The sequence below is a fragment of the Streptomyces sp. 3214.6 genome (assembly GCF_900129855.1).
Taxonomy (GTDB): Bacteria; Actinomycetota; Actinomycetes; order Streptomycetales; family Streptomycetaceae; genus Streptomyces; species Streptomyces soliscabiei.
In genome coordinates, this window is the sequence record NZ_LT670819.1 from 3,523,589 (window position 1) to 3,534,295 (window position 10,707).

A 10,707-nucleotide genomic window follows, 5' to 3' on the forward strand; every position below is an offset into this window, starting at 1 on the left:
GCACGACCTGAGGTCTCAGGAGATGATCGGGTGCGAACTCCCCCCAAGCCGCAGGTCGGGTTGCGCCCGAAAGCGCGGCGGCCCTCGCTGAACACCTGGCAGTCGCGGGTGGCCCTGGTGCTGATCGAGCTGGTCCTTCTCCTTACGACGGTGGTGCTGGGCCGGTTCGGCCTCGCGGACTTCTTGCATGCCCTGAACTTCCCGGGTCGGTTGACCGGCGCGATTCTTCTCGCGGTCTCGCTCACTACGCTGGTGGGCGCCGCCGCCGTCCTGGACCACTGGGTGCGGTACTGCTTCCCCTACTCCGGCTTCGTCGCGCTGGTCGGCGCGTTCACGGCCCTGCTGGCCAACGCCATGCTCCTGGTCACGATGTGGAGGGAAGGCGACTCAACGTTCTACAAGGTGGTGTTCGGCGGGCTCGCGGCGGGCTCCGCAGCGGCCCTTTACATGGTCTGGCGGACCTCGGTCATGGTCCCCACCCGCAAGCGGGTGGCCGCTGCGGTCATCATTCCCTCGGTCATCGCAGTCGCCAATTACGGCTACCAGAATCTCTGGCAGCCGTACGAGCGCGAAACCAGCCCTGTCATCACCCTGGCCATGGGAAAAGCGGTGCTCAGCAACGACCGCAAAGCCTTCGCCGTACCGGTCGACATCACCCTTGCGAACCGCGGGGACAGGAGTTTCTATGTGCTCGGCTCCGAATTCCATGCGATGGCGCAAAAAGTGACGCTCAGCCCCAAGGACCGGCTCCGCGAGAAGTGGCGAGACGATGCCGACCAGTGGAACAAACTGTCGGAAGTGAACCCACTCTCCCGTAGGGAGATCCACCAGCCCGGCGAACTGGTGGTGGCGAAGCCTTGGCTGGTATACGGATCGTGGACTAACTCGGGCGACACCCTCTCCACGCGAGTGGTGGTACAGCTACCCCTCAATACGCCGTACGACCAGGTGACGTTCTATGCCACCGCGAACCTGGCGCGCAAGGACCGGCTCGCGCTGGAGCCACCGCTCAAATTCCTGACGAAATCCTGGGGCGGGAAAAAGATCCCCGGATGGGTGAAGAACCGACAGACCAAGGATAAGGATGACGACTTCCTCGTCTACCGTGCCAGGGTGCGCGAGGACGACGCGATCGACGAGTACACGAGGGATGCGCGTTACGTCACTGTCTACTGGAGGTTCGGCACGCACGGTGCATCGGTGTCGGCGTCCATTGCGCGCTTGGGCGAGGAGGGCCGCGTCCCCAGTCAGACGGAAGACCGCGAGACGACGAGCCGGTATGGCCTCGTGGACCTGATGACGGGCCCCTACGTGCGGAACCTGTGGGACATCAAGACACAGCACTGAGCCGCTCCAGCCAGGCCACCAGCGCGAGCGAACTGTTCAACCGGTCCCAGGAGTGCGCGTCTCCCATGCCCAACTGTGCCTCCCGCACGGCCCGGCACAGCGTCTCGACGTCGAACATCTCCGTGACCAGCGGATGCCGGGCGGAGCGGCACAGGGCGATGAGTTCGTCACCGTGTCTGCGCAGGCCGCGGGCGTAGAGGTCGTCGAAGGGAACCTTGACCACCCTGCCGTGGATCGCGGCCGGGAGAAGGTCTGCCAGGGCCTCGCGGAGAACGGCCTTCGGGCGGCCCGGCCGCCACGTTGCCGCGGAGGGGAGGCGGCTCATCGTGGCGACGACCTCGGGGTCGAGGAACGGATGGGACATGAAGAACCCGTCCTGTTCCGCGCGGTGCCAGGACAGCGGATCGGGAGCGGCGACGTAGTTGGCGGCGTCGTACAGCGATTGCTCCGGTCTGCGCCCGAACACGAAGCGGCTCTCCGCGATGCGGGCCTCCCGGAACCCGTAGGCCCGCGCGAATCCGGGCCGCAGCCAGCGGGGGCGGGCGAAGGTGCCGAGTCCGCCCAGCACCGTTCCGCCACGTGACAGCGCGGTGATCCGTTCGGCCGTGAGCGGGATGGTCGGCTGGACGACATAGGCGTGGACGACGTCCCGCAGGCCCCGTTCGCTCCCCTCGGCGAAGGCGCGTGCCTGCCGGGCCATCTGACGGATCCGGCCCGTGCGGGCGAGCCGGTGCAGATGGAACGGGTTGGCGTCGACGACCGGGTCGGCCCCGCAGCCCGTCAGGAGGGTGTCGCAGCCCAGTTGCGCGGCCTCGCCGTGGAGTCTGCTCCAGAACGGGGCGCGGAACGCGTGCGCCTGAGGCTCGTCCGTGTCTCCCGCGTGGTGCAGGAAGTCGTCGAAGTCGGCCACGTCGTCGGCGTCGACGATGACGGGTCGGGCCGCGGGGGCGTGCCGACGGATCTCCTCCAGCGCGAGGTCGAGGTACGGCCGCTCCGCGGCCAGCTCTCCGTGGGAGAAACGCCCGGCGAGCAGGACGAGCTCCCGGTGGCCGTCGGGGTCCGCGGCGAGCAGGCGGGCGGCGAGCAGCGCGACACCGGTGGAGTCGGTGCCGCCCGAGACATGGCATGCCGTCGTCGTGCCCATACGGCGTTCCACGGCGCTCTCCAGCGCCAGGCGCAGCTCCCGCGCGGCCGCGTCGAGGCGGGCTTCGTCGGCGGTCGACGCGAGCGCGTCGGTGGCGGGACGGGCACGGCGCGGCGTACGACCGCGCAGCTGCCCGGTGAGCGAGAGCTCCACCACCTCGCCGCCGAGGACGCGGTGGACGCCGGTGAACGGGGTGAGGTCCGTGTGCGGCTGCGCCATGTTCCCGGTGAGGTACCGGCAGAAGTAGCGGGGTTCCAGCTCGCCGGCGCGGCCCAGGCCGCGGGCGGAGGTGCTCAGGGCGTTCACGCGGCCCGCTGACTCCCTGAAGAACAGGGGGATGCGTGCCTGCTCGTCACGTGTCAGGAAGATGCGGTCGCGGCACACCACCACGGCCGCGTAGTCGCCGGCCGGTATGGGCGGTGCCGCTCCCTGCCGGTCGTAGAGGTCGAGGAGGCCGCGTGCGCCCGTCGCCCGGTCGCGGGCCGAGCCGACCCAGCCGACGACGGTCGCGGTGCCGGCCGGTGAGGAGACCGTCGTCACGAGTCCCTGACGTGCCATGGCGTCGGCGGTCCGCAGCCTTGGGACGCCGTCCACCCACTCGAGGAGGAGGGCGTCCATGTAATCGTGCCCCGCCGTCGATCGTGAGCACCAGGTCGAAGGCGTGCCCTCGCGGATCGGCGTCCGGTATGCACAGACCGGCCGACACCGTCCAGGCGTGCAGGGCGAAGGGGTGCTCGCGCACACCGACGTGGAGGACGGCGTGCAGGCCGGATCGCCGCAGCAGGACGAAGGCCGTCACCGCCTCGGACTTGCAGTCGCCGTCGACCAGCCAGCTGCCGCGGCTGCGTGTCTGTACTGCTCGTTTCAGCCGTCGGATCTCGTCCACAGGTGGGACGTCCGCTCGCGCGTATTCCGGGGCCGCCAAGAACAGCAGCCGCAGGACGCGCCCGAATCCCACGGTCCGGATCAGCAGGTGCACTCCGCGCAGCCAGGGCCCGACGCCGGCGTCCGCGTGCCGCTTCCGGCGGCCTGGGGCGCACCCGGCCCGCAGGAGAACGGTGGTGAGCTCCGCGCGTTCCTCAGGGGTTCCCTCGTCGAACTTGCGGACGTCCGCCGCCGTCATCCCGAAAAAGCGCGTCCTCTTCCAGTCCGCGATCAGCGCTCCGTCGGACATCTGGGTGACACGGCAGTACGGTGACAGGATCTTTGCCATGGCTGCCAGGGCATCAGCGTCCTCTGTCACCGCACTTCCTCCAGGAATTCACTGTGGACCGGCGTCAGGACAGGTAACCGTGACCGTCCTGCATTCCGCCGCTGTAGCCCCGGATCAGACGGCCGTCGCCGAGAAGGACCAGCCGATGCGGCTTACGACGCCGCAGAAATCGGAGAACCATCGCCCACCTCCAGATCAGGCAAGGACGATCAACAACCACTTTACGCCGCCACGAATGGCCTGCAACCGGGCTGGCCTGACCTGCGTTCTCGCAGGTCAGGCCGTTTGCTGACTCTCCTGAGCTGCGGTACGGGTTGCGGGTCCGCGCCCTCCTCCGGAGTCGCCGTCAGCTCAGTCCTTGCCGGCGAGCCTCCAGATCTGGTTCTTCTTGGTGGTCAGGGCGCTCGCCGCGTCGCAGGTCCACTGGTGGACGAGCGCGCCGGGCGCGGTCGAGATGGTGCTGACGCCGACGACGACGGTCAGCGGCAGCAGCGTTCTGGTGATGCCGTTCAGAAGACGCCTTGGGGTCGAGCGCCGTTGCCCGAGTCTTCGCAGGTGCTCACGTTCCTTCAGGGACAGGGCTTGTCGGTGCTGCGCCGGCCCCCGTGCCGGACGTGTGGGAGGGGGTCTCGCTCGCGGGTCAGCCGACGAGGTCGTCGGTCCCGGCGTCCACGCGCAGGTGGTGGTCACGGGCGAGGAGGAGGTAGCTGCTCGCGGTCCACGTGTAGGCGCGGTCGCGCAGGCCGGTGCCGGTGAGGGCGTCGAAGTTCTCGGCGAACCCGTGGGTCTCGCACAGGGCTCGGAAGCGGGCGCTGATGTCGTCCGCGAGCCGCTGGTGGCCGGCGCGGCGCAGGCCGTCCTCGACGAGGACGGTGGCGGGGGCCCAGATGGGGCCGCGCCAGTAGCCGTCGGCCAGGTAGTGCGGGGAGGTGGGCAGTTCGGTGGCGAGGCCGTGCGGTGTCAGGTGGGCCTTGATGTGGTCGGCGAGCGCGCTGCCGACCTCGGCGGGCAGGTGCTCGCCCAGCGCGATGGGCATCAGGTCGAGGAGGCTGGCGCTGCTCCAGGTCTCCCCGGTGCCGGCCGAGCGGGCTACGAACCTGTCTCCGGTCCAGAGCTGGTCGAGCAGCGCCGCCTGGATCTCCTCGGCCGTCCGTGTCCACCGGGTGGCCTCGTCGGGCTTTCCCAGCTCCTCTGCCAGCTCGGCGAGTTGGTGGAGCTGGAGGACGAGGAAGGCGGCGAGGTCGGCGGTGACGACCACCCGCTCGGGGTCGAAGGTGGTGGCGTTGTCCCAGCCGCTGTCGTTGCCGTGCTGGTAGTGGGCGAGGTCGGCGTCGGGAGCCCGTCTGGCGGTGAGCCAGAAGTTCGTCCAGCGTTCCAGCCGCTCGTACACCTCAGCCAGTTCGGCCCGAGGGGGAGGTGTCGGCAGTCTGCGCCGCAGGTGCCCGAAGGCCCAGCCGTGGATGGGCGGCTTGACGAAGTTGTAGAGGACCTCGGAGTGGGTGACCGAGTCGGGCAGGGCGCCGCTGTCGTCCTGGTGGTCGAACGGCAGCTGGTACTGGTCCCAGGCCAGTTCGGGAGCGCCGGGTGCCAGGGCGAGAGCGTTGAAGCAGTGGTCCCAGCTCCAGACCTTGTCCATCCAGTGCTTGGACATCAGCACGCCGGGCCGCGTGACCAGCCCCTTCGCCGCCACGGTCGCCGACCAGACCACATAGGCGGCGAGTTCGGCGGCGGGGGTGGCTGCGGAACGCCAGGGCGCCACGGCGTCCACGAAATCCGCGAAGGCACCCTGTGCGGCCGTCACGACGTCGTCGAAGGCCACCGGGGACGCGTACGGCGGGCGGGCGGTGTCGAGTTCCTCGATCGCGATCTCCCAGCTGCCGTCCGCCTGCGCGGTGATGACAACACCACGGTCGCTGCGGCCCAGGGCCTGGGCTCCGGCCACCTCGGCGACCGTGCCGGAGAGCACGGTCACGCGGTAACGGCGTCCGGTCTCGTACGACGTGAACACGTACCCGTCGGCAGCCGGGTCGTGGAAGAAGTACGTGCCGCTGAACGGGGTCAGGGTCTGCGCGGCGGCGAAGACGCCGAAGTCCAGGCCGCTGCCCCGCAGGCGTACGGTGTCCGGCGACGCGTAGGCGAGCTCGACGCGCCCGCCCTCGCCGATCCAGCCGAGCAGGCCCGGGGTCGCCTCGACGCGGGTTCCGGCCCACTCGCCCGTCGCCGGGTCCAGGGGGGCCAGGCGCAGGACACCGTGCATGCCGTTCTGGTGCGAGACGAGGTGGAGGTCCTCGGCGTACGTGTTCTCCGCCACCACGGGTGAGATGTCGAACCAGGATCCGTACGTGCTGAACGGGATGTCGTGGACGGAGAAGGCCGGGCCGGATCGGGCGGCGGTCATGTGGCGTGACTCGTTTCTGGAGCAGGGGGTTGGGCTGGCCGGCCGGCACGGGAGAGTGCCGGTCGTCGTGGCGGTCGGGGGCTCAGTCCTTGACGGCGCCGGTGGTGACACCGGCCGCCACATAGCGCTGGGCGAGGACGAGGATGACCGCGGCGGGCAGTGACGCCACGACGGCGGTGGCCATGATGGCGTTCCACTCCTGGTTGTTGTTGCCGATGTAGTGATAGATGCCGAGAGTGATCGGCTCGTGGGTGCCGCCGTTGACCAGGGTGTTGGCGAAGACGAAGTCGGACCAGGACCACAGGAAGGCGAACAACGAGACCGTGACGACGGCGTTGCGGCTCATCGGCAGGACGATCGACCAGAAGGTCCGCAGGGCCCTCGCTCCGTCCATCTGCGCGGCCTGGAGCAGTTCGCCGGGGATGCCGGACATGAACGCGGTGAAGATCAGCACCGCGAAGGGCACGGCCAGCGTGGAGTCCGCGACGATCAGGCCGGGGACGGACTGGAGCAGGCCCAGCTGGAGGTAGATGGCGTAGAAGCCCATTGCCATGATGATCCCGGGGATCATCTGGGCGGCCAGCAGGACGAAGCTCAGCAGGCCGCCGCCACGAGGGCGCAGCTTGGCCAGGGCGTAGCCGGCGGGCGCGGCCAGGGCCACGGTCAGCACGACGGTACCGAGGGCGACCACGAGGCTGGTGCCGAGGTAGGGCAGTTGTTCGTCGAGGACGGTGCGGTAGCCGGCCAGGGTGCCGTGGGTCGGGAACAGGTCCGGTGGGCTCTTGCGCATGTCCTGGTCGCGGGTCAAGGAGACGTTGACCATCCAGTAGACCGGGAAGAGCATCACAGCGGTCAGCAGCACGCCGACGGCCGTCTTCCACCACGTACGGCTGGTGCTTCGGCTCATGACAGCGCCTGCTTTCGCTGGACTCGGACGTAGATCAGGCCGAACACCAGGGCGGCGACCACGAGCAGGTTGCCGACGGCGGCGCCCGGGCCGAAGGCGGGCAGGAGGTTGCCGAAACCGAGCTGGTAGGACCAGGTGGCGAAGGTGGTGGAGGAGTCCGCCGGGCCGCCCTTGGTCATGATCCAGATGATGTCGAAGACCTTGAGGGTGTAGACGAGGCCCAGCAGCAGTGTGATGGCGGAGACCGGGCGCAGCAGGGGGAAAGTGATGCGCCAGAAGCGCTGCCAGGCGTTCGCGCCGTCGAGAGCCGCGGCCTCGTACAGCGACCCGGGGATGGACTGCAGACCGCTGTAGAGCACGACCAGGTTGAAGGGCACGCCGATCCAGATGTTCGCGATGATCACCGAGGTCAACGACCAGGACGGCGAGGTCAGCCAGTTCACCGGCCCGATGCCGACGGCGTGCAGGACGGCGTTGACGATGCCCGAGTCGCTGTTGAGCATCCACGACCAGGTGGACGCCGACACGATCAGCGGCAGCAGCCACGGGACCAGGAACAGGGCACGGAGCGTGGCCGAGAGCCGGAAGTTCTGGTTGAAGAAGACCGCGAGGGCGAGCCCGATGGCGTACTGGAAGACCAGGCACACGGCGGTGAAGACCGCGGTGTGCAGCAGGGCCGGCGCGAAGGTCGGGTCGTCGAGGACCTTGCGGTAGTTCGCCAGGCCCGTGAACGGCGCGTCGCCCTGAACGAAGGAGCGGACCGTGTAGTCGCGCAGGCTCAGGTCGAGGTTGCGGTAGAGCGGGTAGGCGTAGAAGAGGGCGAGGTAGAGGGTGACCGGGGTGAGGAAGGCCCAGGCGGCCCACTGCGGGGAGGTCGGACGGCGCCGTTCTCGCACGGGGGCCCGGGTCGGGGCGGCGCTGGCCGCCCCGACCCGGTCGTGCGCGGACCGGCGGTCCGAGAACTGTTTCGTGTCGTTCATCTGCGGACCGCGATTCCCTGGTTACTTGACGGCCGACTGGGCCTTGGTCAGCGCGTCCTTCGGTGACTCGGCGCCACTGAGCGCGGACTGGACGGCCTTCCACAGCTGCTCGGAGATCTTCGGGTACTTGGTGCCCAGGTCGTCGCTGGTACGGCCCTTGGCCGCCTTGACCGCAACGACCCACGGCTTCAGCTCGGCGTTCGCGGCCACCTGCTTGTCCTGGATTTCGCTGGTGGGAGCGACGTAGGACAGCGTGGTGTCGGTGTTGTAGAGGTTGTCGCCGCTGGTCAGGCAGGTGACCAGCTTCTGCGAGGTGGCGTAGCGGCCTGCGTCCTTCTGGACTGGGATCGTCACGAACTCACCACCGGTCGGGGCCGCCGCGTTGCCGCCCGTGGCAGCCGGGACGGGAGCCACCCCGTAGTCGAAGCCGGCCTTCTTGGCGTTCGCGAGCTGCCAGGTGCCGTTCTCGGCGAAGGCGTAGTCGCCGCTGGCGAACTCCTGCCAGCTGGTGGTCTGGGTGTTGTTGATCACCGAGTTGGGTGCGTAGCCCTGCTTCAGCCAGTCCTTCCACAGGGACAACGCGGAGGCGCCCTGCGCGGAGTCGAGTGCGGTGAGCTGCGCGCCCGAGCCCCAGAACCACGGCAGGAACTGGAAGCTGCCCTCCTCCGTGCCGATCGCCGAGAAGGTGATGCCCTTCTTGCCGGCCTTCTTGACCTTCTCCAGCGCCGCCGTCAGCGACGGCCAGTCCTTGACCGAGGCGATGTCCACGCCGGCCTTCTTGAGCACATCCTTGTTGTAGTAGAGGGCCAGGGTGTTGGCGCCGATCGGTGTGCCGTAGGTCTTGCCACCGGACTGGCCTGCCGCGAGCAGGTTGGCGTCGGCCTTCGACGTGTCCAGCTTGTTGTCGTCGGTCGTGGTGAGCACGCCCGCCTCGGCGAGGGTCGACACGACCGGGTTGTCGACGATGAGGACGTCCGGGGAGTTGCCCTGCTGGGCCGCCAGCAGCGTCTTGTTGGTCAGGTCACTGGTGTCGAAGGCGGTCCGCTTGATCTTCACGCCCGACTTGGTGCCGCACTGGTCCAGCAGCTTCGCCCAGTCCGACCCCTTGGCGAACTGAGGGTAGGGGTCCCAGACGGTGTACGTGCCGCCGCCGGCGTCCTGCGATCCGGCGCTGTCCGAGCCGGAGGAGCAGGCGGTGGCGCTGACGGCCACGGCCAGGGCGGTCAGGGCCGCGGCGGTCAGACGGCGTTGTCTGAAGGTGCTGTGCATGGCAGGTCCTTCGCTTCTTGGCATGGGTGTGCCGTGAGAGGGGTGACGGGGGGGGAGCCGCGCACGCTGAACGGCGTCGGTGAGGGATTCGGTGCTCGGTGCGCTGGTGCGGAGAGGCCCGTGGGTCGTGGTGGGCGGCGCGCCCGTGGGTCGTGGTCGGGAGTGCTGCGGAGTCAGAAGGCCGGGGCCTTCGGACTCAGGAGGTGCCGGAGACAGGCCCGGTGCTGGCACGCAAGGAGATCGGCGGCGCGAGCAGGTGGTTGCGGGCCGACGCTTCGGGGTTGTCGAGCCGCTCGACGAGGAGGTCGACGGCGAGACGGCCCATCTCCTCCGCCGGTACGTCGGCGGCGGTGAGCTGCGGGGTCACCGTCTCCGCCCACCGGCCGGCCACGACTCCGGTGACGGAGAAGTCGCGCGGCACATGGCGGCCCGCCTGGGCGAGCCCCCGGTAGAGACCGCCGAGCGCGGCCTCGTTCAGCGTGACCAGGCCCGTGGTGGCCGGGTCGTCCCGCAGGATCCGCTCCAGGCACGCTTGTCCCGAGGCCGCGTCGTCCCCGCAGGTGTACGTCCGCACCGTCAGCCCACGCTCGGCCGCCGCCTTGGCGAACCCGTCCAGGCCGCGGTGCGCCGACTCGTATCCGGCCCGCAGCAGCTGTTCGGGACGGTTGACGAAGGCGACCCTGCGGTGGCCGAGGTCCGCCAGGTGGTGGACGCACGCCTTCACGAGCGCGGTGTGGTCCAGGCCCACCCACCAGCCGCGCTCCGGATGGGAGGTGCGGCCGATGGCGACGGAGGGGAAGTCCAGCTCGGCCAGGTGATCGACCCGGTCGTCCTGGAGCCTGATCTCCATCAGGATCGCTCCGTCGACGCGCCGTTCCCCGAGCAGACGCTGGAACGAACGGTCGCTGTCCACACCGCTGGGAGACAGCAGAACGTCGTAGTCGTGGGCCGCCGCGGCCTCCACCACACTGCCGATGAAATCCAGCTGCATCCCCGTGTAGTGGCTGCCGGCCGGCGGAAACACCAGGCCGATCGTGCTGGTCCGGCCGTTGGCCAGGGCCCGGGCACTGGCGTTCGGGCGGTAGCCCAACTGGTCGATAACCTCCTGGATCTTCCGGCGGGTGTCGTCCGAGACCGGGCGCTTGCCGCTCAGCGCGTAGGACACGGTGCTCCGCGAGACACCGGCCCTGCGGGCGATCTCACCGATGTTCACGGAGAACTCCTTGCTCGAACCGGTTCGACACTCCGAAGGGACAGAGCGTCCGACTCGTGTGGGTAGCGGGTGAGGAGAGTACGAACCCCCGGATCGTCGAACCGGTTCGCGTGAAGTGAAGGTAGGAACAAGGCGGGCGGCTGTCAACACCTGAATCAATACTTCTCGTCACACAACGGCAATCTGGACGATTCATGGACTTCGCCGACTTCGCTTGAGTCAGAGGTATTGCTGCG

8 protein-coding genes and 1 pseudogene are annotated in these 10,707 nt (G+C 69.1%); 1 reads left to right on the forward strand and 8 read right to left on the reverse strand.

The window, feature by feature from the left end; translation table 11 throughout:
* The first annotated feature begins 30 nt into the window (after positions 1 to 30).
* Complete coding sequence (locus B5557_RS15695; protein ID WP_173877689.1) at positions 31 to 1,347, forward strand: hypothetical protein; 1,317 nt, start codon at positions 31 to 33, stop codon at positions 1,345 to 1,347.
* Here B5557_RS15695 and B5557_RS45135 read toward each other — a convergent pair.
* From B5557_RS45135 to B5557_RS15735, 8 genes and pseudogenes are all read right to left on the reverse strand, one after another.
* Complete coding sequence (locus tag B5557_RS45135) at positions 1,331 to 3,109, reverse strand: asparagine synthase-related protein (protein ID WP_079659942.1); 1,779 nt, start codon at positions 3,107 to 3,109, stop codon at positions 1,331 to 1,333. The two genes, B5557_RS15695 and B5557_RS45135, sit on opposite strands and share 17 nt — an antisense overlap.
* An 82-nt stretch (positions 3,110 to 3,191) precedes the next feature.
* Positions 3,192 to 3,704 (reverse strand): annotated as a pseudogene (locus B5557_RS45140) (lasso peptide biosynthesis B2 protein); the annotation flags it as partial.
* A 351-nt stretch (positions 3,705 to 4,055) separates the two neighbouring features.
* The gene (locus tag B5557_RS15710) at positions 4,056 to 4,394 is read right to left on the reverse strand and encodes a hypothetical protein (RefSeq protein WP_079659943.1); all 339 of its coding nucleotides are present in this window, start codon (positions 4,392 to 4,394) and stop codon (positions 4,056 to 4,058) included.
* Positions 4,345 to 6,102: an amylo-alpha-1,6-glucosidase gene (locus tag B5557_RS15715; RefSeq protein WP_079659944.1), complete on the reverse strand. Its 1,758-nt coding sequence runs from the start codon at positions 6,100 to 6,102 to the stop codon at positions 4,345 to 4,347. Before B5557_RS15715 ends, B5557_RS15710 begins: the two co-directional genes overlap by 50 nt.
* An 82-nt stretch (positions 6,103 to 6,184) precedes the next feature.
* Entirely contained in the window at positions 6,185 to 7,009 is an 825-nt protein-coding gene (locus tag B5557_RS15720) for a carbohydrate ABC transporter permease (RefSeq protein WP_079659945.1), read from the reverse strand.
* Positions 7,006 to 7,989 carry a carbohydrate ABC transporter permease gene (locus B5557_RS15725; protein WP_079659946.1) on the reverse strand — a complete coding sequence of 328 codons (984 nt, stop codon included), beginning with the start codon at positions 7,987 to 7,989 and terminating at the stop codon, positions 7,006 to 7,008. The genes B5557_RS15720 and B5557_RS15725 overlap by 4 nt, the downstream gene beginning before the upstream one ends.
* A 21-nt stretch (positions 7,990 to 8,010) precedes the next feature.
* Positions 8,011 to 9,258 carry a sugar ABC transporter substrate-binding protein gene (locus tag B5557_RS15730; RefSeq protein ID WP_079659948.1) on the reverse strand — a complete coding sequence of 416 codons (1,248 nt, stop codon included), beginning with the start codon at positions 9,256 to 9,258 and terminating at the stop codon, positions 8,011 to 8,013.
* Positions 9,259 to 9,454: 196 nt separating this feature from the next.
* Positions 9,455 to 10,471, reverse strand: a complete 1,017-nt coding sequence (locus B5557_RS15735) for a LacI family DNA-binding transcriptional regulator (protein ID WP_079659949.1) — start codon at positions 10,469 to 10,471, stop codon at positions 9,455 to 9,457.
* Positions 10,472 to 10,707 lie beyond the last annotated feature (236 nt).

Bases quoted from the DNA above. Each gene is read 5' to 3' on its own strand.
- B5557_RS45135 (WP_079659942.1), bottom strand. From the start codon at position 3,109: ATGGACGCCCTCCTCCTCGAGTGGGTGGACGGCGTCCCAAGGCTGCGG.
- B5557_RS15715 (WP_079659944.1), bottom strand. From the start codon at position 6,102: ATGACCGCCGCCCGATCCGGCCCGGCCTTCTCCGTCCACGACATCCCG.
- B5557_RS15720 (WP_079659945.1), bottom strand. From the start codon at position 7,009: ATGAGCCGAAGCACCAGCCGTACGTGGTGGAAGACGGCCGTCGGCGTG.
- B5557_RS15725 (WP_079659946.1), bottom strand. From the start codon at position 7,989: ATGAACGACACGAAACAGTTCTCGGACCGCCGGTCCGCGCACGACCGG.
- B5557_RS15730 (WP_079659948.1), bottom strand. From the start codon at position 9,258: ATGCACAGCACCTTCAGACAACGCCGTCTGACCGCCGCGGCCCTGACC.